This window comes from Mesorhizobium montanum (assembly GCF_033977145.1).
Lineage (GTDB): Bacteria > Pseudomonadota > Alphaproteobacteria > Rhizobiales > Rhizobiaceae > Mesorhizobium > Mesorhizobium montanum.
Genome location: NZ_JAVIJF010000035.1, coordinates 19,612 through 46,066, shown reverse-complemented (window position 1 = coordinate 46,066; position 26,455 = coordinate 19,612). Strand labels below are relative to the sequence as shown.

At 57.8% G+C, this 26,455-nt stretch carries 20 protein-coding genes and 5 pseudogenes; 6 read left to right on the top strand and 19 right to left on the bottom strand.

The genetic code is table 11. The features are described 5' to 3' along the window. Positions 1-142: 142 nt before the first annotated feature. Complete coding sequence (locus RFM68_RS31930; protein ID WP_320236935.1) at positions 143-511, bottom strand: hypothetical protein; 369 nt, start codon at positions 509-511, stop codon at positions 143-145. A 323-nt stretch (positions 512-834) separates the two neighbouring features. Between RFM68_RS31930 and RFM68_RS31925 the strand changes: the two genes are divergently transcribed. Further along, positions 835-1,026, top strand: a complete 192-nt coding sequence (locus RFM68_RS31925) for a hypothetical protein (protein ID WP_320236934.1) — start codon at positions 835-837, stop codon at positions 1,024-1,026. Positions 1,027-1,069: 43 nt separating this feature from the next. Here RFM68_RS31925 and RFM68_RS31920 read toward each other — a convergent pair whose 3' ends face one another. The 6 genes and pseudogenes from RFM68_RS31920 to RFM68_RS31900 all read right to left on the bottom strand — a co-directional run bounded on the left by RFM68_RS31920 (position 1,070) and on the right by RFM68_RS31900 (position 9,119). Beyond that, positions 1,070-1,561 (bottom strand): Mov34/MPN/PAD-1 family protein, encoded by a 492-nt coding sequence (locus tag RFM68_RS31920; protein ID WP_320236933.1) that lies wholly within the window; start codon positions 1,559-1,561, stop codon positions 1,070-1,072. Continuing rightward, a complete protein-coding gene (locus tag RFM68_RS31915; protein WP_320236932.1) occupies positions 1,549-3,303 on the bottom strand; it encodes a ThiF family adenylyltransferase in 1,755 nt (584 codons plus the stop codon). The genes RFM68_RS31920 and RFM68_RS31915 overlap by 13 nt, the downstream gene beginning before the upstream one ends. A 619-nt stretch (positions 3,304-3,922) precedes the next feature. Continuing rightward, positions 3,923-4,042, bottom strand: a pseudogene (locus RFM68_RS33730) (IS256 family transposase); the annotation flags it as partial. Between the two features lie 324 nt (positions 4,043-4,366). Then, positions 4,367-7,057: a lyase family protein gene (locus RFM68_RS31910; RefSeq protein WP_320236931.1), complete on the bottom strand. Its 2,691-nt coding sequence runs from the start codon at positions 7,055-7,057 to the stop codon at positions 4,367-4,369. A 1-nt stretch (position 7,058) separates the two neighbouring features. Continuing rightward, positions 7,059-8,111 (bottom strand): cysteine synthase family protein, encoded by a 1,053-nt coding sequence (locus RFM68_RS31905; protein ID WP_320236930.1) that lies wholly within the window; start codon positions 8,109-8,111, stop codon positions 7,059-7,061. A gap of 18 nt (positions 8,112-8,129) precedes the next feature. Continuing rightward, the gene (locus RFM68_RS31900; protein ID WP_320236929.1) at positions 8,130-9,119 is read right to left on the bottom strand and encodes a GHMP family kinase ATP-binding protein; all 990 of its coding nucleotides are present in this window, start codon (positions 9,117-9,119) and stop codon (positions 8,130-8,132) included. Positions 9,120-10,128: 1,009 nt separating this feature from the next. Here RFM68_RS31900 and RFM68_RS31895 point away from each other — a divergent pair. From RFM68_RS31895 to RFM68_RS31880, 5 genes and pseudogenes are all read left to right on the top strand, one after another. Continuing rightward, a complete protein-coding gene (locus tag RFM68_RS31895; protein WP_320236928.1) occupies positions 10,129-10,581 on the top strand; it encodes an Lrp/AsnC family transcriptional regulator in 453 nt (150 codons plus the stop codon). A 247-nt stretch (positions 10,582-10,828) separates the two neighbouring features. Beyond that, positions 10,829-11,788 carry an aminotransferase class IV gene (locus RFM68_RS31890; protein ID WP_320236927.1) on the top strand — a complete coding sequence of 320 codons (960 nt, stop codon included), beginning with the start codon at positions 10,829-10,831 and terminating at the stop codon, positions 11,786-11,788. Between the two features lie 464 nt (positions 11,789-12,252). After that, positions 12,253-13,545 (top strand): ATP-grasp domain-containing protein, encoded by a 1,293-nt coding sequence (locus RFM68_RS31885; RefSeq protein ID WP_320236926.1) that lies wholly within the window; start codon positions 12,253-12,255, stop codon positions 13,543-13,545. A gap of 124 nt (positions 13,546-13,669) precedes the next feature. Continuing rightward, positions 13,670-13,817, top strand: a pseudogene (locus RFM68_RS33725) (DUF6429 family protein); the annotation flags it as partial. Next, positions 13,812-14,169, top strand: a pseudogene (locus RFM68_RS31880) (transposase); the annotation flags it as partial. The pseudogenes RFM68_RS33725 and RFM68_RS31880, both read left to right, overlap by 6 nt. Positions 14,170-14,271: 102 nt before the next feature. Here RFM68_RS31880 and RFM68_RS31875 read toward each other — a convergent pair. From RFM68_RS31875 to RFM68_RS31820, 12 genes and pseudogenes are all read right to left on the bottom strand, one after another. Further along, a pseudogene (locus tag RFM68_RS31875) lies at positions 14,272-14,667 on the bottom strand (transposase); the annotation flags it as partial. A gap of 88 nt (positions 14,668-14,755) precedes the next feature. Beyond that, positions 14,756-15,355 (bottom strand): UPF0149 family protein, encoded by a 600-nt coding sequence (locus RFM68_RS31870; protein ID WP_320236925.1) that lies wholly within the window; start codon positions 15,353-15,355, stop codon positions 14,756-14,758. After that, the gene (gene tnpC / locus RFM68_RS31865; RefSeq protein WP_320236924.1) at positions 15,352-16,935 is read right to left on the bottom strand and encodes an IS66 family transposase; all 1,584 of its coding nucleotides are present in this window, start codon (positions 16,933-16,935) and stop codon (positions 15,352-15,354) included. Before tnpC ends, RFM68_RS31870 begins: the two co-directional genes overlap by 4 nt. 72 nt (positions 16,936-17,007) lie before the next feature. Continuing rightward, positions 17,008-17,358: an IS66 family insertion sequence element accessory protein TnpB gene (tnpB, locus tag RFM68_RS31860; RefSeq protein WP_292458353.1), complete on the bottom strand. Its 351-nt coding sequence runs from the start codon at positions 17,356-17,358 to the stop codon at positions 17,008-17,010. Then, the gene (tnpA, locus tag RFM68_RS31855) at positions 17,355-17,792 is read right to left on the bottom strand and encodes an IS66-like element accessory protein TnpA (RefSeq protein WP_320236923.1); all 438 of its coding nucleotides are present in this window, start codon (positions 17,790-17,792) and stop codon (positions 17,355-17,357) included. The genes tnpB and tnpA overlap by 4 nt, the downstream gene beginning before the upstream one ends. Positions 17,793-17,850: 58 nt before the next feature. Continuing rightward, positions 17,851-18,636 (bottom strand): annotated as a pseudogene (locus tag RFM68_RS31850) (IS701 family transposase); the annotation flags it as partial. 200 nt (positions 18,637-18,836) lie between these two features. Continuing rightward, positions 18,837-20,072 (bottom strand): ATP-grasp domain-containing protein, encoded by a 1,236-nt coding sequence (locus RFM68_RS31845; RefSeq protein ID WP_320236937.1) that lies wholly within the window; start codon positions 20,070-20,072, stop codon positions 18,837-18,839. 361 nt (positions 20,073-20,433) lie between these two features. Continuing rightward, positions 20,434-21,771, bottom strand: coding sequence for a CapA family protein (locus RFM68_RS31840; protein ID WP_320236922.1), 1,338 nt, complete (start codon positions 21,769-21,771; stop codon positions 20,434-20,436). Positions 21,772-21,894: 123 nt separating this feature from the next. After that, entirely contained in the window at positions 21,895-23,328 is a 1,434-nt protein-coding gene (locus RFM68_RS31835) for an amidohydrolase (RefSeq protein WP_320236921.1), read from the bottom strand. Between the two features lie 141 nt (positions 23,329-23,469). Beyond that, the gene (locus RFM68_RS31830; RefSeq protein ID WP_320236920.1) at positions 23,470-24,567 is read right to left on the bottom strand and encodes an ABC transporter ATP-binding protein; all 1,098 of its coding nucleotides are present in this window, start codon (positions 24,565-24,567) and stop codon (positions 23,470-23,472) included. Continuing rightward, positions 24,567-25,541, bottom strand: a complete 975-nt coding sequence (locus RFM68_RS31825; RefSeq protein ID WP_320236919.1) for an ABC transporter ATP-binding protein — start codon at positions 25,539-25,541, stop codon at positions 24,567-24,569. Before RFM68_RS31825 ends, RFM68_RS31830 begins: the two co-directional genes overlap by 1 nt. A gap of 31 nt (positions 25,542-25,572) precedes the next feature. Beyond that, positions 25,573-26,454, bottom strand: a complete 882-nt coding sequence (locus RFM68_RS31820; protein ID WP_320236918.1) for an ABC transporter permease — start codon at positions 26,452-26,454, stop codon at positions 25,573-25,575. Between the last annotated feature and the right edge of the window lies 1 nt (position 26,455).

The window sequence follows — 26,455 nt, the reverse complement described above, 5'->3', positions numbered from 1 at the left end:
AAAACTTCTCTGATCCGGCGCATCGACAATCTCTGGGTTGGCATCAGGCTTCCTCGTTTGAACGAGGCACCCTGTAGCTGAGTTGTCGGCCGAAGCGTCCCGCACCTCCGAAAAGGTGCTCACGATCGTCTGAAATCGTTGCTCATGATCTCGTGAAATCCGTGCTCACGATCGCCTGAAATACGCAATAGCGCTTCCGACATCTATCGGGGAAATTCATCATGGCCAGCGGACTCTGGCCGGCCGGCATTGCCGATTCTTGCTCGTATGAAAGAGTGCCGTAAGAGATCCAGTGCCAATCGAAATTCAAGGCAAAGTCAGCCAGCAGGCTGAACAGTTGCTCGGATTGAACAATCCCATCCGTCTGATCGACAAATCGGCCGAACTCAAGGGCCGCCGCCTCCCTTGTCGCCTTCGGGACACGCGTTGACGGAGCCGAGGAAAGCCGATCGGACATTCTGAGTGGCAACTTTTCGGCTTGAGGGGCCGCGATCACATGTGCGCGTTCCATCGTCTCTCCTGCGAGGCCATTTGCGCTGGATGTATTCAGTGGACGCGGCTGTTCAAAGGCGCCGGTCTGGAGCTGCAACTCTGCCTATGGGTCAGCAGCCCAGCGTTGGTCAGCAGATTGGCGTCGATCGGCAGATCAGTATCATATCGCCGCAAGGGAAATAGTAATATTGGGATAAGTGCCGGTTAAATCACCGTTCGGCACGTTAACCGGCTGACACGAAAGTTAATGCCGTTGTCGCAAGTTCTCCGCCCTGCAGACCGCAAGAGAGGGTCCTTGTAAATTGCAACATGTCGGATAAGGCGCTCCGATGGAGGGGCCAAATGAAGAAGACCTTGCCCGAACTCGTTAAGGACGGGCTAGTCGCGGCCAGCCTGACCGGATCGATCGATGCGGAGCATCGTGCGTCGAAAGGTGGCGAGAAGGGGTACTGCTATGGCGTCATCCGTCAAGAACTCGATCGGCTCAGACATGGGCGGCATCGGCCCCGGCAGCCCCAGCACCGGGGGAGATGACAATCGTTGGAGCTCGCACTCTGTTGCCGCGCTAATTGTCGTTTTAGCCATATACCGCGACTTCGGCCTTCCACTCGCATAGGCCTTCGAACAAGTAGAAACGTGGCCCCATTCCGCAAACCCAGGCGTGTAGCATCCATCTGGCTGATTTGCCGCACATCAGCATCATAATCGGGGTAGAAGCCCGCGCAGACGGCGTTCCGATGACATTCCTGAGACAGGCTCGATCTGTTCCGCTCAATCTGGTGGAAAATGTGTCCGGGTGCGTATGCCAGTCGCCGAGGTAGGTGTCGAGCCGACCTGATCGATGATAGTGCTTAGCGATCTCGGCCTGTTGCCAGTCTTGATCGGGGAGAAAGCTGCAGCGAGTGCGCTTCGCGTTGGGGCCGGCCGGGATCATTCTCGTGATCACGGCTACACGGGTTTCGGCCCAGTAGCCCATGAAGGTTCCACCCGTTTCCTTGTCATACCAGTGGTCGGCATCAGACTTCATGACGTCGACCACGGAGCGAGGAAGCCAGACTACGTGAGGCATCCGCACGCCGGACTGGGCTGCAATTCGTCCACGTTCCAAGCTGGCGGTATTCGCTTCAAACCATCGTGCAGAGCGAGGGTATGGACGAGCGACACCTCGAAGTCCTGCGGACGGGAAAGCACGTCGACAGCCATCCGAACGGCTTCGAGCGTCAGTTCCTGGAGATCAAACGACGCACCTGTGAAGGTTGGCTCGGAGCAGCCCGGCGGCTGGATCAGCCCCTGAGAGTCGCCCATGCCGGGAGGTCTATCAATCGTGCCGGCGGCGTAGGCAATCTCTTTGCAGACCGGGCAGCCGGATTCCGGGTGATGGAAGGCAACAATCCCTCCTTTCAGCGTCGTCGAGGCATAGACGCAGATCATTGGAACATGGAGCGCGCGGCAGCAATCGGCCAGGAAAAAGGAAACTCCGGTCGAGGCAGCAGCATCGATCACCAGATCGGCTTCGTCCATCAAGCCGATAAGCAGTTGGTGATCTCCCGCGCCATCCGTCCCTGACGAGGCGCTGCCGATCCTGTGAGATATCGGTTCCACCGTGGTCCAGGGGTATTCAAGCTCGGTATGTTCCTTGATGAACTCTGTTTTTTGCCTGCCCCAAGCTGAAGCACCTGCAGCCCAGCGGATGGAGTTCCCCGGCTCGACATAGTCACAATCCAACACGATCAATTTTCGACAGCCGTTCTTGGCCAACTCGGCAGCCAGCGGCGAGCCCAGGGCTCCCAGTCCCACGATGGCTATCGTCTTGTCACGCAGCGCTCCGACGGAGGGTACTCGGCTGCCAATGTCCCCGATCCCGGCCCTGTAGGTAGGGACAACGAACCCAACCTCTTTGGTCTTCTGCGCACCGTTCCTGGTGATGCGAGGAATGTTCTTGCTGTAGTGCAAAACGAAAACCCACGCGTCACCGTATGTCTGGAATTGCAATTCCGATCTCTTGAGCGTGGCGGAGATCCGAATATCGCCACCAGAGGTTTTCGCATAGCGCGAGCCGTGACCGAGTCGCTTTAACAGGCTCGGCAGCTCCTGGTGCACCGGCATGGGAAGATGATCGTCCCGCTTCCATGGAAATACCGCCGTATCCCGTCTTCGCCCAAGAGTGATTGGGAGAGGAAAGCTGCGATCGGCAAGCAGTTCTCCGGTATCGCTCCACACCTTCGAGACGGCGGCCTGGATCGCTGGACGGTCTTTCCCCCAGTCCACCACGAATTCGATCTCAACTTTACCTTGGTCGAACCCCGAAAGATTCCAGGAACTGTCGACCAGCACATAGTTGCCGCTGCTGCGATCGGCGGTTTCATTCCACCAGACCTCCGCCGGCTCACCCTGCGGGTCCTCATCCTTCGAAGCGTCGAGCGCTTTGGCCAGATTGGAATAAAGGATGTCTGCCAACGTCATCCTGCTCTGCCACAAGCCGCTGTCCCGGCCGAGCAGACATAGACTGCCGTCTGGGGCGCAGTGACGCGATGGATATTGCTCCGGATCGCACCGGAGCATCACATGGGGGCGGAGCCGCGGGAACGAGTCGGGATATATGGCTTCAAGATCGATCAGGCGCCCGTCCGGCAGAGGCCATCGAAACTCAACGTGGAGGACACCGTCCGCCAACGCTATTTCATCGACGAGAAGTGTGCTCCCGGCGAAATGGGAAAGATGATCCAATTCGGCCCGCATACGATTGCGATTGACTGGGTTTTCTTCCCATTTCGGCACTTCCGGGGATTTCAGATCGACATAGGGAATCATGCAGCGCCAACCGGCCTCGGCGGAACGTGCGGAGGGTCTTTCGGCCCAGGAGTGTGTCCCGGCCGACCCGGCGCGTGATCCGGAGGATTTGGCAGATGGTCTGGAGGACCGGACGGATGATCGGGCCGGCCAGGATTTTCAGGCTTTCCAGCCATAGAAGTCTTCCTTTCGCTGTTTGGTTTTCACTCATGCGAACGAACGTCGCATCCTCATCCGGCCGACCGAGGTTCGAAGAAGCCGTCGTCGCGCGAACATTAGAAAGATGGTAGATTCGCGAGGGAGATTTGCTCCATATTACGTCGGCTGCTGCAACGTGGGTTTCAGAAGGCCCTGCGGTTTGAAATCGTCGACCTCGGTCACCGTCTGCAGACGGATATTAGCATGAATCGGCCTGTGGAGGCGGCGAGCTACGCTATCAAGGGCGGCCGCAAAAAAGCGGGAGGCGCTCCTAGCCAAAGTCTGTCCGACAGGGTCAAGACTGCGTGCATGGCTCCAGGAGATGATGTCTAAAGAGGTGGCGTAACTGGGCAGCGCGCTGTCATCGGCGCTTTCCGGTAGGGTCAAGTTCTGGGAACCAATCCCTTTCCGGCGGCAACACCGATGACGGACACCCTCAATGGGGCGCCTCTAGAAGAGCCTTTACCTTGCCGTCAATCTGCTCGCAGAGCCGAGATACTTGGCTCTCGCAGATGCCGCTCATGCCCATCGCCTTGACCAGATCGTCGGCTTCGCCCGCCGAGCGGCTGATGGAGACGAAGCGGGCGAATCCGATGGGTAACCAGACGCGGGAAAAGATGGGAAACTTCCTCGGCTATGGCAGTGTGCAAAGTTATACGAGGCGACCGAGGATATGGACGACGCGATCTCGAAGGCCCGGACCTCAGGTGAAAGGCTTCACCGGAGTGGAAAAGCCGTGTCGCCTGGGCCGCTGGTGCGCATTTTAACGCTCACGACCTTTCCGCGTCCACGCAAAGACCGCAATCCTCTAGGCCAACTGCCATGCCACAGGATCCGAAGCGCCAATGTGCAGCTACATAATCAATTTCTCCACCGCGGTGGCGGCTTAGTGGGCGTTGATCAGTTCTTTCACCCTTCGTTTGCGGTGCATCTCGGCCCATGCCCACCGTTCGCGTATTTCCGCGAGCTTACGCTCGGTTTCTCGAAACTGTGTCTTTGCTATGGAAAGCTGAGCATCGGTCGATGTTTGGCCAGGACCTCCGCCAAACCGTAAGGCGTCCCTGCCCTCCTCGGGGCTCGCGGGCAGTACGTCACCCAATTCGCTGGCTAGCTGGTTTCGGCGTTTGGCAGCGCAGCTCTCCTGGGACACACGCGCCGCGATCGCGCCGATTTGTGTATGAACCTCCCGAAATGGGGTGCCTCGCGAGGCCATTCGTTCCGCGGCGACGGTCGTCATGGCCAACCCATCTTCCAGATTTTTCCGCATCGATGTCGCGTTGAATGAAATGAACTTCACGATGAGCGATGTGAGCGTTACGGCCCGCATGAGAGCTTCTTCCGCAAGTCGCAGGGGTGAGCAGCCATAGTTGCTCGACTCAATCGAGTTGCTGAACGGCGATTTGCAGGATGCCGTTGCCGCGGACACGTATGCGCCCATGACGGTGCTTGCCGAGCCCTTGATGTGTTCGAGAAGATATGGGTTCTTTTTTTGAGGCAGCATGGAAGAACCCCCGGCAAGATTGCGAGGAACCTCGATGAGAGCGAACTCGCGCGTCGTCCAAACCTGCAAATCCTGGGCTACACGACTGAGCAAAATCGAGACACTGGTAAAAATCGAAAGCCCATCAAGGTAGAGGTCGCGGCTTGCGACTGCATCGAGAGAGTTGAAGGACGGCAGTTCAAATCCCAGGAGGCTCGCCGTCTGTGAGCAATCTATAGGCATGCTGGTTCCGCCACCGGCACCGGCTCCCATGGGACAAGCCCTGATGTCTTTAAGCAGACGATGAAGTCGTTCGCGCTCGCGCCCGAGAGCGAAGAAGACCCCGAGCAGGTAGTGTCCCGGAGACCCTGGAAGCGCAATTTGATATTGGCTATAAAGCGGAGCCAAAAGGCTCGATGCCTCTTCCGCGCGCTGAAGCAGGGCATCTTCTGCAACTCCTATCTCCAGGGAAACGGAACACACGGCTTCCCGAAGAGACAGGAGAGAAATGGTGGCGTTCAAGTCGTTACGGGACCGGGCCAGGTGGAGCCAGCCGGCCCTCTCTGCGCCTGCTCTGGCGGCAAGCTCGGCCTCATAAGCCAAATAGAGTCCACGTGGAGCATCACGCCCATCCAGAGATTGGAACTCCTCGCCCTGGAAATCCAAGATATGCGTGAGCAGGTCTGCGGCAACAGCTCGGCTGACCAAGCCCTGGTCAGCGAGCATCACCAGGTGTGCTTCATCCACGGTCGCTTGGAACTGCAGGAGGCGACCGTCGCGCGAGATTTCGATGGGAGGCGCGAGCAGCTTCATCGCCTCAGGATGCAGGGTCCAGCCGCCGTCCCCTGGCTCGCCGCCGCGCGTGTTGTCCGACTCATCGGGGGCCGCCTCGATCTCAATGGCAATTGAATCGATCATTCGCTCAGCCGCCGCGGTAGCGGTTTCGGGTTCATCAGCGACGGCCACCGCATAGGCCACGCGGTCTCTGAAGTCGCCCTTGATGCGTATTTCCTCTCCCTCAGATTTCAGCAGACCCGCTTCGACCACCGCCGGCTCTTTACTGCGAGAAAAGCTCAACCGCTTGAGCTTTCCGGACTTATCAGCAAGTCGAAAACGGATGGCTCCTGCCTTCTTTCTCGGCCCTGGCGGAGCAAACCCGGCATCAGCATAGAGCCTTATCACCAGATCAAGGACCGAGGTACCCAAGGACTGCGAGAGCATGACCGGAATCATTCCCCCTGCCAGCCTGGGATTGACCTCGATTATGACAGGGCCAGACTCGGTGGTGACGAATTCCACATGGGCCGGTCCGAAGTCCAAGCCTAAAGCCGATACTGCGCCGGCCGAGAAAGATCCCAGTTCCTCGAGTGACGGCTCTGGAAGTGGAGCCGGCAAGTCGTGACCGATTTCAACGAAGCAGGGAGGCGGTCCCTTGTGCTTCGCGACAATCCCGAGGCAATACGGCGTTCCGTCACACACGACGATTTCTGCAGAGTATTCCTGACCTTCTATATATTGCTGGATGAGTATCTCGGGACTGCCCAAATCCACTTGATCGAGCAGCACCTCCTTCGCGTCCTCAAACGCCTGGACGGCCGCTGCGGTATCTTCGCAGAGACGGACTCCGCTACTGCCGCTCCCGGAGACCGGCTTGATGACGACCGGGAAGACAGATTTGGCAAGCGCCTTCTTCACCTCCTTGACGGACGTGACCAGACGAGTTTCAGGCACAGAGACTGATTTTCGCTCCAACTCGGTCACTTGCTTCCATTTGTTCCGGCACCTCGCTATGGCTTCCGGGTTTGCCGATGGGAGCCCGATCGCTCTGGCGACCTTGGATGCCGATTCCACGAAATAGTCAGACGACGAAAATATTGCTGCCAGTTCGGTCAGTTTGGTGCCGATCTCGATGATTTCCTTTGGATCACGTGTTTCAGCTTCGATCACTTGCACATCGCTCTTCTCAAGGAAGGGGTAGCGCGCGCGATTGCGTGTCGCGAGATAGGGCTCGAACCCTAGGGCCTTGGCCCGCTTTATCAGTAGCTCGCCAGTGCCGGTCGTGTTGCTTTCAACGAAAAGGAAGCTGCCGCCGGTCATCTTACTGCTCCAACGCGCTCAAGACAGCTTCCCGGCTTTTCCGCCCCCAATGATACCGGTTCCATGGTGGGCGGGCGGCTGAAGGATGCTCTTCGGTGGCTGGAGCGTCCAGAAGGACACCTTCATACACGTACCCGTTTTGCTGGAGCCACTCGTGATCGTAGACGGCTTCTACGTAGCGATGACCTTCATCAGGGCATATGACGACCACGGTTTCGTCTGGATAGTATCGAGCGCGCCAGCGCCCCACAATGTAGCTCGCTCCGGATGTCGGACCGGCAAAAATGGCGTGCCGTTCGTGGAGCTCACGTGTTGCGGCAAATGCCAGCGAAGCCGATGTAAAATGAACCTCGTCATACAGTTCATGCTTTACATTCTTGGGCACGAGGCTGTTTCCCAACCCGCGCAGTTTCCGGTCGCCATCCGGCTGACCGAAGATGACGCTATTGAAGGTGTCCACCCCAATCAGGCGAGCGCGGGGCGATTCTTGACGAAGGCGCTCTATTGTTCCGCAAGTTGACCCGCCTGATCCGACGGAACCCACCAAGGTCACGTTGGCGCCAAGCATCCCAGCGATTTGATCGGCGAATGACTTATAGGCAGCGGGATTGTCTTCAGTTTCGTATTGTTGAGGCCAGAAACATGAGGGGCCCAGCTGCCCCATCCTGGCGTACAATGCGTCGAGGCGGCTCCTTTGATATCCGCCCTGCTCCGCCTTCTCCGTTACTATGACCACTTCCGCGCCCAGGGACCTCAATCTGTTTTCGAGAGCCTTATCCATCACGGGGTCGGTGAAAACCTCGAGCCGAAATCCGTGCTCGCGGCAAACTACGGCTAAACCCAGCGCGAAGGTGCCACTCGAGGTCTCCAAAACAGTTGCGTCATGCTTCAACGTCCCCCGATTCAGTGCTTGTTCGATAATGTACTTAGCGGGAAGCAGCTTCATGAATGCGAATTGCGCAAGATATAGATTCGTACCGCACATTATTATATGTGGTAGTGCATAGGCAGCAGAATAATCGGGGAATGGAAGGTTTTTGCGCTTGTAATTCATAAGGATAGCTCATTGTACTTAATGCATTGTCAGATATATTCTTGGCGAGTTGTTGAACCGGGCTATCTGATCGACCACAGACTGTAGCTTCCGCGGGAAGTCGCATGCCGTTCGATCAAGCAAGATTCCGATCACGGTACCGCTGTGCGCGACTATGACGCCTAGCGCACCGACCTCCTCAGACACTTTCAGCATCGAATTTAGATACTCTTTGGGAACCCGCTCCTGATGCAGCAGGGCGCTGGCTGTAGCGATTTTGCCTATCGACGCCGTGTCGCCCTGCGGGATCGCCGTTCGCGCGCGGTCGAGCAATTCCTGATATTGCGCTCTTTGACGAGTGGAGATTTCACCTCGTTGCCGGTCATAGGCGACGGTTTCGAGGATGCCTCCTTCATCGATACCGACGATGGCAAGGGGCGGCATCTGCCCGAGGAAGGAGAGAAGTCTACAGGATCGCTGTTGATATGCGACCACGCCAGGATACATGACCCCATCGGATGGCTCGATCTTCGCCATCAGCTTCTCGATCAGCGACGTCCGAACCCTTCGCTTGAATGAGGAGGCGATTGACCGCGCGGTCGCCACGAGATCTGCAGACGAACTCGCCAGACCTTTTCCTTCTGGGAGCTCAGATTCCAAAACGAGGTTTCCTCCCGATACGCCAAGCGCAAGCACGAGATCCTCAGCCAGTCGCTGTGCTTTGACCTTATGTGGTGGGTAAACGGTTACACATCGTGTGCCGGCAATTGGCATGAAATAGGCCCGCGCAAAGAGCGCGATGGGCATCGTAACCAGAAAATGGGCGCCGCAGGACGCGGAACCATTTGACAACTGGCCTTGCAGCAACTCGCCGAATGTGCCGCAAGAACGACCGTCACCGTTGCTCGAATGACCAGCAGACCGCCTATTTTCGATAACGACTTCGGCCGCATCTTCGCCATCGAACGTCTGTTGACATAGAAACGGCTTCCAAGGTTGATTAGCAGCCGCATGTGCAATCTCTTTCACTGTAAGGCTAGACCTATTTTCTAAAGACCCGATGGAATAGTCTGCAGGTTGGACAGGCATAACACCTCAGTGAGACTTGAATGACCAGTGGCTCGTCTTACGACTGGACCCGAGATCAGATTAGCGTTTTCTGCTGGATACTGGCTGACCGTAACATTGTGGAGTGATCCGCGGTATGAAGATTCTGTAATTTTACCTATGAGGTTTGTTGCACAGTTCTTATCTGCGCTAGGAGCCGAGTGTCTTCCGGCAGGCGCAATGCTCAAGGCAAATCGGTTTGGCCAGTCAGCAAGCCTGCTTTAGTACCCGATCGTCAGCTCCACACCCTGCCGCCCCGCTTGATTGTGCGTCTTTTTGACGAACATCGGCGGGGCCGGTCACCTTGTTACGGGCGAAACCGCTACGCCCGGACCGGGATGCTATCTACGCGCCGCCCCTACCCGCGACGGGATGATCTCGTTCTCATTGAAGTCGATTATTCTGTCACACTGCACCAGAAGCAAAGACAGGAGACATATCCATGTTCGGCCCGGGCCATGTGAATGCTCCACCCGCTGGCGGCACGCCCACAACGGTGCTGGCTCCCAATAGCACTTGCGCAGCATCGCGAACTCGCTCAGGCTGTGCGAAGTGCGACCTTCCGCCGCTGCATCGCGCGCGATGCTGACAGCCTCGCCGGGAACGACATCGGCATGTGCACATGGTCCCGGTGATCGACCGGGCATAAATGGCCATCTCATGCGCCAGCGCCTTTCCGGTAACAATCACGGCATCGGTTCGGAGCGTTGCCATCATGTGCAACTGGGTTAAGACGGCTGCCAAAAATCGCGTCCATGGTCAAATCTCAAAAAACTCTACCGGTTGTGAAATGGGGATGCCAGCGTCCGGCAGGAAATAAAATGGTGGAGATCGAATTGACCTACGCTGCGATTCCGTTATCGGCGCATTGATGCGATAACCTCAATGGCTACGCGATTGGGATCGCGTCAACGCAAGAAATAGGCACATCATGGACGATCTCGATCGACGGATCCTCGCAGCGCTCCAGAAAAATAACCGCCTGTCATTTGCTGAGATCGCGGACCGTGTCGGTTCGTCGGCAGCCTCGTGCATGCGGCGCATTAACAGGCTGCGCGCCGACGGCGTTATTATAGCTGACATTTCCCTCGTGGATCCGAAGGCGCTCGGCAAATCTCTCACCGTCGTCGTAACAGTGGAACTCGACCGCGAGCGACTGGATCTAGTCGATGACTTCAAGCGAGCCATGCGTGCGGCACGGGAGGTGACGCAGTGCTATATGGTAACGGGCGATGCCGATTTCGTGCTCATACTGGCCGTTGAGGACGTGGAAGCTTTCGACGTCTTCGTTAAGACAAAGCTCTATACGAACCCAAACATACGCAAATTTAAAAGTATGATCACTTTGGACCGTGTGAAGTTCGAGCCCAGGGCGTTGGTCTAGGCCTTCATTCGGCTGAACGGTTTCCATCACTTCCTGTCAGTTTTTGAAGTTCGTGTTGCGCCCGACTCGCGACTTTGATCGCATTCCGCGCGACCAAATCTGCAATTAAGTCCATGCGATCAAGCGGATTTGCCGCGGGGCCGCATCAATAGTCGAACTGGCGCACTGCCAAGGCTGTTAAGGCATGTGACACACTGAGCTGACCCGGTGTGCGGGCGCGCGGTTCTGCAGGCATGGAGGATGAGGAATGACACTTGCCGTTGCCGGGCCTCTATCGGCTCTACCTACCGTCGAGCAGCGCCATCGGGATCATCGGTGTTACCCAGATGGCGTGGCTTTTATGGACGGGCAGTATCTACCTATGTCGGAAGCCAAAATCTCCGTCCTGGACTGGGGTTTTCTGCACTCCGACGCAACTTACGACACGGTGCACGTGTGGGATGGCCGATTCTTTAGGCTTGACCTACACCTAAATCGGTTTTTCCGTGGTATGGAACGACTACGCATGACGCTTCCTTATAGTCGGGCGGAAATCGAGATTATCCTCGCCAACTGCGTATCTCTGTCACGTCATAAGTCTGCCTACGTAGAAATGATCTGCACTCGGGGTGTGTCGCCGACCTTCAGCCGCGATCCGCGCGAGGCGGAAAACCGATTCGTAGCCTTCGCGGTACCGTTCGGGTCGGTCGCCAGCAAGGAACAGCTTGAGCGCGGCCTGCACATTGTGGTTAGCGACACCGTGCGCATCCCACCGCAATCGGTCGATCCATCCGTCAAGAATTATCACTGGCTCGATCTCGTGAAGGGGTTATTCGATGCGTATGATAATGGTGCAGAGACGGCTCTGGTGGTCGATATCAGTGGCAACATCGCCGAAGGTCCTGGATTCAATGTTTTTACTGTGAAGGAAGGCCAATTGCGGACGCCTGCCCAGGGCGTCCTGCTTGGCATCACCCGACAGACGGTTCTCGATCTTTGCGACGAGCTCTTCCTGTCTGCTGCGGTCGGCGACATCGCCCCCAACGAACTCAAGGCTGCGGACGAGGTGTTCATCACCTCCACTGCGGGCGGCATCATGCCGGTGACGAGGATCGATGACGTCGAAGTCGGGGACGGAAAAGTCGGGGCCCTCACCCGTCGATTGATGGAACTCTATTGGAAGAAGCACGCCGATCCCACTTGGTCGACCCCGGTAACCTACGCCTAATCCCGCGATGTCTCCGCGAATTGCTTATCCTGTGCCGCGGAAACGTCGACATGGCACACCATGACCACACAACGGCGTCCTGTCTTGCAGAGTATCGAAGCACTGTCAGGCTCGCGCCCATGCGGTAGCCGCATCGATCGAGCGCGACGTTGGCTGCTTGCCGACGCGGAACCGAAAATTGCGCATCCGACCATGGCAGGTGCTTCACTACCGCCGTATACGGCATCCCTTTAATGTCGTGTTCTCTCGAAACTCGTCTAGAGGCGTTACCAACGCATCCGCAAGCGAACGCGGTTGCAATAAAGCCTTCAAATAAAATCACGCAATCTTTGCAACTGCAGATCGCTGACACTGATACCTTAACCGCAAGGACTGGAGTCAGGCCCTGCCGCAAGGACTGGAAGTCAAGTCCTGCCGCAAGAACCTACCGTTGGATCGCTTGAACAGCAGGAAAGAGGTCGCTGATGCGCAAAAGAGCGCTTATACTGATTGAAGGTGGAAGTAATATGCCCCTACACGTCCAATACGTCCGGGCGGCCAAGCGACTTGACCTTCAACCAATTATACTTTTGTCTGATCCCGACGGGTACGATTTTCTTGCGGCGAAAGGCATTGAGGCAGTCCGTGTCGACACAGAAAATCTCGATGCTCTGATCCGCGAATGCTCCCGCCTAAAAGCGGCTTATGCCATTGCTGGCATAACATCCGCCGTAGAGCTTTTCTATGCAACAGCCGGCAAGATCAGCCGATACTTCGATCTACCCGGGCCGAACCCAGAGTCGGTTGAACGATGTTGTAATAAATGTATCCAACGTCAGCTGCTCGCGGAGGCCGGCGTTCCAGTACCTGCTTATCGCGTAGCGACAAATGCGACGGACGTGGCAAGCTCTGCCGCGGCAATCGGCCTACCAGTAGTTGTTAAGCCAGCTGTAGGCAGCGGCAGCACGGGGGTTCGCTTGTGCCGCAGTCTAGATGAGTTGGCCGAACATACAACCTATCTGTTGGGCGGGAAGCACTTATGGCGGTCGACACCGAGGATATTGGTCGAAGAATTCGCACAAGGCCGGCATTTTTGCATCGACTTGATGGGAGGCGAGGTCATTGGGATTAGCGTCCTTGAGTTCTGCCGCCCTCCCCATTTTGTCTATCGTGAGGCCACCTGTCCGGCCGTGCTGACTGATGATGAGCATAGGCGAATCACGGATGTTTCGCTGAGCTGTCTGCAGGCTCTCGGCCTTGGCTGGGGTCCAACGAACGTTGAACTCCGATGGACCAAGCGTGGCCCAGTCGTCATTGAAATCAATCCGCGTCTTACGGGCTCGCCTGGTCCTGAACTGCTTCAGCTGGCTTACGGCGTCGATCTCGTCACTGAGCACATCAAACTGCTTTTGGGTGCCAAATCGAGTTTGGCCAGAACCCAATCCAAAGCTGCGGCCGTGCGATTCCTGGTTCCTTATCGCGATGGTACCCTCGACTGGATCAATGGCCTCAATCTGGCGGCTGCGTCCCCAGGTGTCACCGAGGTCAAGTTGTTTGTTGAACCGAAGATGCCGATAGTTCGGAAAGGGAACTGCCTAGACTGCATAGCACGCGTCATCGCCGTTTCACCCAGCTTCTCTCAAACTAAGTTCTTACTGCAGCGTGCTGTCGACTTAATCAATTGGTCGATTACACCATTTTCGAGCATTGTCGAGCAGGAAGACTCTGTGAACCCCTCTGATCCCAGCACCAACGTAAGCGGCTCTACTAAGAGGTGATCTCGGCGAGGATAGCTGCAATACATAACAACACAGCCGGCCTTGTTGCAGTGTTGCAGCGGCTGAATGGGAGGTATCCATCCGGTCTGGGCCGCGGCGGTGCTGTCTGTGTTAAGCTGCAGCGATGGATATCGATACCGACAAGATCGATGACGCGGTCCTGGCACTGCTTTGGCTGACCCTGCACAATGAACGGTGCGCCTGGAAGGGCTTTTGACTGCGACGTAACGGATCGACTTCACCGGAAGGGATTGATCGCCGACCCGGTCGATGCCGAGGTGCCGGCCGACAAGGCCGTTAACGTCATCCTCGACAACTACGCCGCCCATAAGCACCCTGAGGTGCGTGCCTGGCTCAACCGCCATCAGCGCTTCACCTTCCACGTAACCCCACGTCTTGCTCCTGGCTCAACGCCGTCGAGGGCTTCTTTGCCAAGCTGTCGAAGCGACGCCTCAAGCGAGGCGTCCTTTCATTCTGTCGTCGACCTGCAGGCGGCTATCAACCATCAACCGCTTCCTCGCCGAGCACAATCGACAACCCAAACCCTTCTCCTGGACCGCCGACCCCGACAAAATCATCGCCGCCGTCAAGCGTGGGCACCAAGTGTTAGATTCCATCCACTAGCACTACTTTGGCAGATTATGTTTGGCTGCGTCAGCGAGGAGTTTCTCACAGTGGGGGCATCGCCTGGGTGGCGGTCGTGCGAAGAGGTCGAGGATGGCTTGTCTAACAGCCGGCATGCTCGGTTGCGGCGGTGGTCCCCCGATTCTTTTTTTTCCGTCCCACTGCTTTGAGGCGGCGGGATTGGAGGAAGGCGTAAGCGATCATCGTCATCAGGGCATGTCGGTGTAACCCGGTCCAGGATCTGCCTTCGAAGTGGTCGAGGCCGAGTTCCTCCTTGAGCTGCTGATGCGGCTGCTCGCAGATCCATCTGGCTTTGATCGTGGCGGCGAGCATCTTGAGGCTCGTATCGACCGGCAGGTTCGACACATAGTATTTTTGCTCGCCAGTCGACCGGCGTTCGCCGACGAGCCAGACCTCCTCGCCTGGCATGCATTGCATGCGATTGTCGAGCATCCGGTGCTTATGACCATCCGCAACGCGGACACGTCGAGCCGCAAACAAGGTAAGCGTTGCACCAAGGCGCCTTTCCTGAATCGTCTTGATGGTTGATTAGGTCGCTCGTTGGTTGGTGCGCCGGCGGTGATCGCTACGGGCTGTCATAGCGGGTGACGTAGTGGAGTTCCCGAAGAGCGGGGATGACGAGGGCGATGTCCTTGTAGGCCTCGTGCTCGATGAAGTGCGCGGTCTCGGGTCCCGGCCTGGGCTTGCCGAGGACGGGCCGCCCTTTTTTGTCGACGCAGTAGATCAGGATCGGCAGCAGCAGACCGTGGTTGGGGTTCTTGAGGTCGAGGAGCCGTTTCCAGCGTTTGATGTTGAGATTGATGGCGGCGTAGAACCCCTGGCACCACGGCCGTGGGTCGATGCCGCCACTGGGCTTGGTGGTGAAGCGGGGCGCATAATCCTGCGGTCTGTCGAACAGCGTCTCGTTGATCCGGTTGTGGATCCTGGCGAGGCTGGCAAATACGGCGTGATCGGTTGCAGAGCCTTTGGCCAGGACGTCGCGCGGCAATCCCATGAGCGGGCACATCCAGTCTTGCGGGTCCGCGAACCGCGGCCCGGTGACCGATGCCGTTACGAAGCCATCCAGCGCCGACATGGTGCGCACCAGCGGACGGGGGTTGGTCTTGGCGGCCATCCAGGCCTCGAGCGCCTCGTCCGACAGCGCCATGTCATCGAGCGCGCTCATGCCGCCAAGGGGAGCGGCATCTCTTGGCGGCGCACCCAGTTCCAGGGCATCAGCTCGTCCCAGCGCGAGGCTGGCCAGTCGTTCTGGATGCGCTCGATGACGTCGGCCATGTAGGCTTCGGCATCGACGCCGCAGAGCTTGCAGGTCTCGATGATGCTGAGCACGACCGCTGACCGCTCGGCCGCGGCGAAGCTGCCCGAGAAAAGCCAATTGCGCCTGCCGACGGTAAAACCACGAATCGCGCGCTCCGCAATCAGGTTGTCGGGCTCGAGCTGGCCATCGTAGAGGAAGCGATTGATCGCGCGCCATCGCTTGGTGCCATAGGCGAAGGCCTTGGCGATATCGGCGTGGCGCGACAAACCGTTGGCCTGGCGCATGAGCTGTCGTCGCAGCGCCCGGACCAGGGGTCGGGTTCGTCTTCGTCGAGCGGCCAATCGCTCGGCGGGCGGGAGCCCGCGTATCTCTTCCTCGATCCGGTAGATCGCCTGGATACCGGCCATCGCCGTCGTGCTGAGCGCGCTCGGCTGGCTGTCGTGAACGTCGAATATCTTGCGACGCAGATGGGCCAGGCAGGCAGCTTCCCGAATGGCGCCGCCTTTGTAGATCGGGTTGTAGCCACTGAATCCGTCGGCCTGGAGTGTGCCGGCAAATCCGGCGAGCTCGCTCATCACGCTCTCGCCGGCGCGGCCCATGGTGGCGCGATACCAGGCGATCGGCGGCTCCTGCGAACCCGAATTGCGGTCGTCGGCGACGTAAACCCAGAGCGCGCCCTTGTGCGTGGTGCCGGTGCCGGGCGCCAGGATCGGAAGCCGCGTGTCATCGGTGTGGAGCTTGGTGCGGGTACGGCCGATCTCACGGATGCGATTGTAGATCGGATCGAGTAAGGCGGCGGCATAGCCGGCGCTGCGCGCCAGGGTGGATCGCTCGATATCGACGCCCTTGGCGGCCATCATCTGAATCTGACGGTAGTAGGGCAAATGATAACCCCACTTCGCCATCATGATATGGGCGAGCGCGGCATAGCTGAGCTTGCCGCGTGCAATGGCCTTGGCGGGTGCCGGGGCCTGAATGATTTTATCGCAGGCCCGGCAGCTGTATTTGGGTCGAACGGTCTCGATCACCTGCCAGGCCTGGGCGACCAGGTCGAGCATTTCGTCGCTATCTTCGCCCATGGCGCGCAGGTCGCCGCCGCAGCCCGGGCAGCATGCGCAAGACGGCTCGCGAACGATCCGCTTGCGCGGCAGGTTGGGGTTGAGCTTGCGCACCGGCAGCACCCGGACCTTGTCGGTGTCAGCGACGATGGGCAGCTGGGTATCGGGCACGCTGGCGGCGAAATCGGTCTCGAGATCTTCGAGCTCGAGCAGCATTTGGCCCAGCTTCTCGGACGAGCGGCCGAAGGCCTTGCGGTTGAAGCGATCGATCCGCAGCTGCAGGCGCTGAATGCGAAGTGCGGCCTCGGCGCGCTCTCTGCGCAGCTGCTCATCGCGTTCGGCGATGGTGATGTCACGGGCAGCAACGGCCGCCTCCAGAAGCGCGATCCGGGCGAGGAAATCAGCGGTTGAGGGAGCTTGTTCCGACACCCAAATTACATACCCGAAAGACCTCCGTTACGGAAGCAAAATCGACACAAAATCAATAACAAACGAGCAAAATTAGCCAGCCAGACGCGGCCGATAAGTCTTGCTCGGCCGGCGCCAGTCGATCCCCTCCAGAAGCAGCGAAAGCTGCGCCTTGGTGAGCGAAACGGCGACCTGATCCTTTGTGGCTGGCCAGGCAAAACAGCCATCGGTCAGTCGCTTTGTGAACATGCAGAACCCCTGGTCGTCATGCGCCAAAATCTTGATGATATGACCCTTGCGTCCCCGGAAGCAGAAGATCGCGCCAGTGTGCGGATTGAGCGCGAGCACCTGCTGCACCATCCGCGCGAGGCTATTGATCCCGCGGCGCATATCGGTCGCGCCGCAGCACAGGTAAATCTGGTCGGTCGGCACCACCGTGATCACCTGGTCAACTCCGCCAGGACGATGCGCAGCGCTGTCGGATCGACGGTTCCGTCGATCCGCAACCGCGCGCCGCTCGCAAAGGCAACGACGATCCTGCCGGCGGGATCCGGGCAATCGGAGACGGGGCGGTCGACCTCGGGCAGATCGTTGACCTCGATCCGTGCGAAGGTCGCCATCGCCTGATCGGCATCGAGCTCGCCGCCGGCCATCTGCTTGCGCCACGCATAGAGCTGCGAAGGAGCTACGCCGAACGCTTGAGCGACCTCGGTCACCGACGACCCCGCCGCCTTCGCAAGGTCGACCAACGCGCGCTTCTCCGCGCAACTCCACAGCCTCCGTTGCCGCGCGCGGCCGGGCATCGTTGCACGATCTTCGGCCGCCGCGGCGCCGCTGTCCTCGGCGACCACATCGCCGTCTGCATGTTCCAATGTCATGGCGCGAAAGCTCCATGTTCATCGGCCTATTGCAAGGTGCCTTGGTGCACCGCTTACCAAACAAGCATGTCAGCCGACCTTTAGTGCCGCGCCGCCAGCTTATCTTGTGCCATCTCTCACCAGACAGCATCACCTCGGCAGAGACCGGCGGCTGGTCCGGGATGTGATATTGGCGGCGCCTGCCGGTGGTCGCGACCGGGAAGATCAGATCAACATCGGCCGGATAGACGTTTTGGCGTCGCGATAGGAGGCGATGACACGATCGATCTCTTCGATGGCGATCTCCGGCTTTGTCAGAGCGACCTGTCGATCCTTCGGGACTCGCGCCCGCATCATCCGCTCGGGATCATTCGTCCAGGTGTCGGGCAGGAAGAGCCGAAGGCCCACCATCACCGGCACCTCGCGCGAGGCCAGGGTCACCGACACCAGTGACTGGCAATTGGACGTCTTGCCAAGCGACGAAGCGTATTGAGGCGCGACACCAACCGAATGTTGTCCCTTCTTCGGTAACGCTGTGTCGTCAATGACGAGAAAACCCGCCTCATCGCCGACCAGGCGATCTGCCTCCTTCAGCAGGTCGGCCTCGAGCGGAGCGCTGTCCCAAACCCCTGCCGCGAAAAAATGATGAAGCTGATCGTAGCCGACATCGCCCGCTCGCGCGGCCATCGGTTGTACGCTCTTACGGTCGCCCGGCCCGATCAGACCAGCAATGTACAGCGGACACATCCGGCGCCGAGCTGGATGCGAAAGACCTGCCAAAAATGGTTGAAGCCAGTGCTCGAGATCGGCTTGCCAGTCCACATCCATTGATCGGCCCTCCATGAGCCGACCTCCCATGAATCACGCAAACCACCTCTTGGGAATCGCAAAAACGCGCTCGTCACTAAAAATGCCAAAGTAGTGCTAGCGGACATTGGGCCCGGCTACATCCCACCGAAGTGATGGCTACTCAGCCCTCTATCTTTACACCAAACTCACAGTTGTCTCCGACGACAATCACTTCCTCTTTTGCAAGTGCGGCGACGCGAGAGGCTCGGACTGCTCTTATTGACTAATAGTAGGAAACGGTGTGATCGACCAGTCAATCAAGTCGACAGCACGTCGAATCACGGACTGGGTCTGCATGAGGTCGGGTGAAGCAGCAATGACATATCCAATAGCGTCTCGGAAATCACCTTTCCTGATGATTGGCGTCTTGGGAACAACGTATAATTTGACCTCGGCGACCCCGGGCACTGCGGCCGCCTGACGTTCTCCATCAATCGAATCGAGGGTGCCATCGCGATCAGGTACTAGGATCCGCGCGGTCGCGATCCGCGAATGCTTTTTGCGTAAATCCCAATCGCCGCCGATGACAAGCTTGATGTGCTCGGTAATGAGATCGACGCCGCAGGCCGCTTGAACCAGCTGAGGACTGGTCCCACCTGCTAGACGTGGATTGACTTCAATGACGACTGGGCCATGCTTGGTCCATCGCACATCAATGTTCGTTGGCCCCCAGCCCAGACCGAGAGCTCTCAAACAGCTCAGCGAAACATCCGTGATTCGCCTATGCTCATCACCAGTCAGTGCAGCAGGAAAGGTATATTCAAGACTGACGAAATGCGGCGGAATGCCGAACTCAACAGCGGCAATTCCAAATGCCTCGTTTCCCATTATCTCTGTGCTGTAGTGGAAGCCTTGTGCAAATTCTTCAACCAATATCCTCGGTGAAGATCGCCATGTTTTCTTCTCGCCCAACAGATAGGACGTATGTTCAGCCAACTCATCGGCGCTGCGGCACAGTCGGACACCGCTGCTGCCGGAGCCCACGGCTGGCTTAACAATAACCGGCAGACCGATCTCCGCGGCAGAGCTTGTCACGTCGGTAGCATTCGCTGCCAAGCGATAAGCAGGTACTGGAACGCCCGCCTGCGCGAGAATCTGACGTTGCGTGAATTTGTCCTGGCAACGTTCAATCGATGCGGGATCCGGTCCTGGTAGATCAAAATGTCGGCAGAGCTTACCGACTATCGCCGGGACCAACTCGTCGAGACCTGAAAAGCCAGTAATGCCTGCGATTTCATAGGTCTCACGCAGTCGATCACATTCCCGGATCAGCGCGTCAAGATTGGTTGTATCGACACGGATTGCTTCAATGCCTTTCGCCGCAAGATAGTCATACTGAGTTGGATCCGCCGACAGGGTAATTGGCCATAGACCAATGCGTTTAGCCGCATTCACATATAGACAACCAATGCTCCTGTGGCCTTCAACCAGGATAAGCGCTCTTCTTGGCACCGACATTCACCCTCCGCGCTGTGCTGTATAACAGTCTGAGCGTCAACAGTCGCCAGCTTTTAATCCGCCTCTGATCTCAGGCTCTGCGGTGATGGTATCACTGTCAGCGGTCCAGAAACGTAACATTTTGTAAATTCGGCTGCGTATCACGCTAATGACGAACGCATATTTCATTCTGAGACCAGCTAGGTATTCCGATTTCAAGCATGGTCGTTTGCCGATGACCTTCCTTCCGCCCAAGACGGTCGCGAACTGCGTCTGGCGTCGCACTACGCAGGCAGGATCTGTTGCAATGTTTTGATTACCGGTGCGGTAGCAAGTCCAACTCGACACTTTCCGCGATACCTGTTCTGCTCCGCCGTCATGGCGGACTTGGGCTTAACCTGATGATCCCAACGCCATTTTCGACGTTAATATGGGTCCCGAATGGCTTCGATAGCCTTTGCAGCCGTTCCAGAATGGCTTCCGCTTTTGACCGGGACGGGAGTCCTGGCACCCCACGATTAGCCAACCTTTCCGAGTATCCGAGTTCGACCGGAAAGAGCCTCAACTCAGCAAGCTGATTTTGCTCAAACCGGCTAACTGTGACAATACTCTCGTAACACTCAGAGTTCTGAATACCTTGTTCCTTCATCGCATAGGCTAGTACGTCCGCTACGGTGTCGACCCGAGGGTCTTTGCCATACTCATGGAAAAAATCGGCTCCCTCAACCATCTGTAGATTGTCGAAGATAAAGTTGCCTAAGCTATAAAAAATAGGTCGACCCCTGTATATCTCTATGCCTCGCAATTGATGAGGTCCATGCCCAACATACGCGTCGGCCCCGGCATCGATCAACCTATGGGCTAGCGATTGTTCGTAGTCAGGTGGCTCTTGGCTCCATTCGCCCGGCTCATGACCGTGGTTCGTGACGATTAAGAAGTCGGCAAACTGCTTGCCTTGGCGAACGTTGCGTAGAATGTCACTGGTATCGCGTTGGTCGGCTTCGAAGCTATATCCGACTTTATCGCCAATCTTGAATTCGGCACTGGCGAGCACACAACGGTCTCCAATCTCGCGACCGGCAACTGCGCGAGGCAGCGAATCGTGTATGCGCCTCAAGCTTTCGAACATTTCAGGGGGGACCACGAGGCTGTTCCTCAGACGAAGGGTCGCGAGTCCTGGCCTGCCGAGCGCTTCGCCGGCAGGATCGCACGCGCGGGACATAGGCGTAAACGTGGCCGCGAACGACACCAGCGCCACGCGACCACGGGCGGTCTCGAGATACCGAGCGGCCCCGGCTTGTGCTAAACTCTCACCCGCACCCGCATAGATTATCCCGTTCCGATCGAGCACTCGACCGGTTTCGCGCATACCCTCCGCACCCCAATCAAATGTATGATTGTTTGCCAGAGACAGAATATTAAATCCCATGGTTTTCAGATCGAGACCGAGTTCTGGCGGTCCGACGTGGTATCCCCCACCGTGCTCGGCCTGCGGGCTTCCATTGAACGAGCGCGTGTCGAAGATATTTGTTTCCAAATTTCCGAATGTAGCATCGGCGCCCCGGAGCACCTCCACGATATCGCCAATGCCGTTTCGCTGGTTCTTAGTTACGGGTCGCCTCATCATGAGGTCACCCACGGCTGCCATTGTGAAGCCGTCTGCAACATTTGTCGCTATTGAGCCAATGGCGTCGAACTTTTGAACTTCTGTCATCGACCCTTGTCCTTTGTTTACTTAAAGTCGCCATCTTCGCAGAATGCTGGGTGTTTCGTTCTTCTCAGCACCGAAGGCAGATGGCGCGACATTTTACCGTCGCGTGAGAGAGGAGACATGACGCTATGACGTCTTCGCACGCAAATCACTGGGCACGACCTCTGAGGGGATTGGGCAGCGATATGGATGACCCCCAGTACGTTGCTTCAACTCCACCTTAGCACGAGCAATAATGTCCGGATTGCGTATGCAATCGGCCGCAGTAGCGGCCATAGCCTTTGCGGCCAAAACCATACCCTTATGAGCTGCAGGCAAGTTGCCCTGCGTGACAAGCTGCCAAGTGTGCCACGGCGTACCGATTGCGAAGCAAGCTGTGTAGCACTGTGCGGTTGGCACGATCCAGCTGACGTCGCCAACATCTGTCGTGCCCATGTCCGCTTGGTCACTTCCCAAAGGGAGCAGGCTATCATGGAGTATCTTGTCCTTAAGTGAAATATCTTTAGCCGCGACGCTGGCCATCACATCGTCATCCGTCAATGCCTTGCTGCGAAGCTCCTTGGCAAACTCCAGGTCAACAATGTCGAAGGCCGGTGGGCCGATACGGCTTATGTTCTCAAACATGACGTCGTACAGTGCTTCGTTTGGAATAATGTTCGCGCTGCCGCCGATCCTCTCCATCTTGACAGATGTTTCTGTCATCAGAGCAGCGCCATCTGCAATCTTCTTCACGCGGGCGAGTACTCCCTCAGCATCTGCCAAGGTCGGAGAACGAACAGAGTAGCTGGATTCAGCATATGCCTGCACCGTGTTGGGCGCCTCACCGCCGGTGTTGATAATGGCATAGTGGACGCGTGCGTTGGAGGGTATGTGCTCTCGGAGGTAGTTAACTCCTACATTCATCAGTTCCACCGCATCGAGCGCACTACGTCCCAAATGAGGATCCACCGCCGCGTGCGCCGCACGACCCGTAAAGCTGAAACGAGCGCTAACTGCAGCATTCGTGGACTTGGTCATCACCTCATTTAGCGCACCTGGGTGCCAGCTAAAAGCAGCATCGAGATCGTCGAAGGCGCCCGCTCGAGCCATGTATGCCTTGCCCCCTCCGGCTTCCTCTGCCGGGCATCCATAATAGCGCACTTTCGCTTCGATGCCTCCCGCTGCTAGCGCATCTTTTAACGCCACCGCCGCCAGCGCCGAGCCGGCACCGAGAAGATTGTGCCCGCAGCCGTGGCCGTGACCACCCTTGGTTAATGGCTTATGCTGAGTCGCGCCTGACACTTGAGCCAGTTCTGGTAGCGCATCATATTCGCCGAGAATGCCGATGACAGGACGGCCCTCCCCATATTCCGCCACGAAGGCGGTAGAGATGCCACCAACATTCCTCGTGATGCGGAAGCCTTCGCGCTCGAGCATGGCGATGTGCTCAGCCGCAGAGCGATGCTCCTCGAAGGCCAATTCCGGCATTGTCCAAATGCGGTCGCTTAGGGCGCAGTAATCGGCAGCCTTCGCGTTCACGCGAAGGATGATTTCCGTAAGGCTAAGTGAGTCGTTTTCCATGATTACTAGTCTCCTTGAAGAGTATGGCGAGCCACTTCGTGGCCGCGCGGGGCATTGGTGAAGTTGCGAACCATCGGAAATCGTGTGCATGATGCAGATGTATGTACCGCCTTCGGCCTGTTTCATCTTTCCATATTTGCCTTAATCGGCGCGATGCTGAGTACAGATATTAGTAGTGTTCTGGACATTTGCTATCGGGTGGAGGCTTCCTGGCATTCCCGCTGTGAGTGACGGATTGGCGTTTCCCGGCGCTGACCCCAAAACGCGGGCGGGAGCGCGCACATGACATGCCACAACTCGTCCATCCCCCATCGGCACTAAGGGCGGGACCTCGACGCGGCAGCGTTCTAACGCGAGCGGGCAGCGGGGGTGGAACGCGCATCCGCTCGGTGGTTTAACAGGGCTTGGCACCTCACCTTCGAGGGTCACGCTCGCCCGAACACGCGTTGGGTCCGGCAAGGGTGCCGCGGCTATCAGCGCTTCGGTATAGGGGTGGACGGCTTCAGCGAAAAGCGCCTCGCTAGAAGCAAGTTCCACAATCCGTCCTAGATACATCACGGCGACCCGATGCGCGATATGCTCAACCACGCCGAGGTCATGCGAGATGAAGAGATATGCAATGCCCATCTCCTGCTGCAAGTCCATCAGCAGGTTCAGGATCTGTGCCTGCACAGAGACATCCAGGGCCGACACCGCCTCGTCGGCTATGATAAGGGATGGCTGTAAAGCCAGCGCCCGCGCGATGCCAAGGCGCTGGCGTTGCCCGCCCGAAAGCTCCGATGGAAACCTGTCCATCACCTGAGGCAACATGCCTACCTTTCGAAGAAGTTCCGCGGCAAGCGCTTTGCGCTGTTTGTGGCTGAGGCGCTCAAAATTTTCGACGGGTTCGGTAATGATCTGGCCTGCGTTAAGGCGCGGGTTCAGCGAAGAGTAGGGGTCTTGGAAGACCATCTGCATCCGCCGCCGCCAGGCGCGAAGCGCATTTCTCTTGAGCCCGGCGATATCCGTTCCATCGATCAACACGCGCCCGGCAGTCGGTTCGGCTAGCCGCATTAGCAGCCGCGCGATGGTGGACTTGCCACAGCCTGATTCGCCGACAATACAGAGCGTCTCTCCGGCCGAAACCGAGAAAGACACATCTTCGACAGCCCGCACCACCGAAATGTTTTTACTTAGAATGCCTGGACTAAGCGGGAAATGCTTGGTCAGGCTCTCGACCTGCAGCAACGGAGCGCTCATCAGGCCGTGATCTCCTCAGCGCGCCAGCAAGCGGCGGCATGACCAGGCGCTATGTCTCTTAGCTTGGGCGTCTTGCTGCGACAGATGTCTATCGCGAACGGACAGCGGGACGAAAAGCTGCAGCCAACGATGGGTTCGCGCAAGCTGGGAACGATGCCGGGAATTTCCGAAAGCCGACGCTGGCGGCCTCGCCGGCTGTCGGGCACTGAGCGCATGAGCCCCTGAGTGTAGGGGTGGGCCGGTCGCGCAAACAAATCGATGACGCTGGCTTGTTCGACGATCCCGCCGGCATACATGACAATGACACGTTGGCAGGTTTCAGCTACGACCCCGAGGTTATGGGTGATGAACATGACCGCTGTTCCCGTGCGCTCTTTCAGGTCGACGATCAACCGCAGGATTTGTGCTTGAATGGTGACGTCGAGCGCGGTCGTGGGCTCATCTGCGATTAACAGTTCCGGTGAACAGGCAAGTGCCATGGCGATCATGGCACGCTGGCGCATACCGCCTGACAACTCATGGGGATAGCTGTTGACCCGGCGCTCGGGATCCGCGATGCGTACGAGACGGAGCATCTCTTCGGCTTTTTCGATGGCGACGGAGCGGGAAGTCTTGGCGTGGATCTGGACCGCCTCGGCGATTTGGTGGCCGATCGTGTAGACAGGGTTCAGACTCGTCATCGGCTCCTGGAAGATCATGGCGATCTGGTCGCCGCGAATCCATCGCATCTCCCGATCGGATAGCTTGAGGAGGTCGCGTCCGTGAAAGCGGACCTCGCCGCCGACGGTCTGGGCGCTCTGCTTCGGCAAGAGGCGCAGGATAGAGAGAGCGGTGACAGTCTTGCCGCATCCAGATTCGCCGACGACGCCGAGGGTCTCACCTTTCCTGACCTCAAAACTGATGCCACCCAGAGCGCGAGTGACGCTCTCTTCACCATAAAAATGCGTCTCAAGGTCCCGAACTTCGAGAAGCATGTCACCCTCTGGCTGTTCTCGCATCAACATGTCAGCGCCGTCGCTTTGAGCGAGGATCAAACAGATCACGCAGGCCATCCCCGAGCAGGTTTACCGCCAGGACCATGACGGCGAGGCAAATGCCGGGGGCGAAGACTGTCATGGGAGCGATACTGAGATACAAGCGGGAGCTTGAGATCATATTACCCCAGCTAGGAATTTCGGGCGGTACGCCTACGCCCAGAAAGCTCAGTCCGGCTTCTGTCAGAATCGCATCTGCGCACACAATTGCGCTCTGTACCATTAGCGCTGGAATAGTACTTGGCAGGACATGGCGCCATAGCACTTTTGGAAGGCGCGCGCCGCCGCAAAGCGAGGCCTCGACGTAAGGACGCTCCCGAACGCTAATAACGACCGAGCGAACCAGGCGCGAGACGCTTGGCAATTGGACAATCGTGATCGCAACTATGAGAATACTGACGCTTGGCCCTGTCAGAGAGATAAGGGCGATGGCCAGTAGAATCGTCGGAATCGACATGAGGCCGTCCATGACTCGCATGATGACGCTATCGAAGTTACGGCTGTAGCCGGCGATCACACCAATCATAAGGCCGGCCAAAGCCGCGCCCGTCGCTGAGGTTAATCCGACTACTAGCGAGATCCGCGCGCCGAATACGGTTCGTGCAAACACGTCACGACCCAGATTATCGCTTCCGAACCACATCTCGGCGGAAGGGGGCTGGAGCCGTTTGAATGGATCTATATTCAGAGGATCGCCAGTGTAAAGCGGGGCAGCGAGGGCGAGAAGAATCAATGCCGCCAAAAGAACGCCGCCAATCAGGACCAATGGACAACGCCTTGCCAGGCGGGAAAATCCTGATACCCGCAAGTGGCCAGTGGGGAGGGTTTCAATTGGTGCGGAAGGAAATGTCATA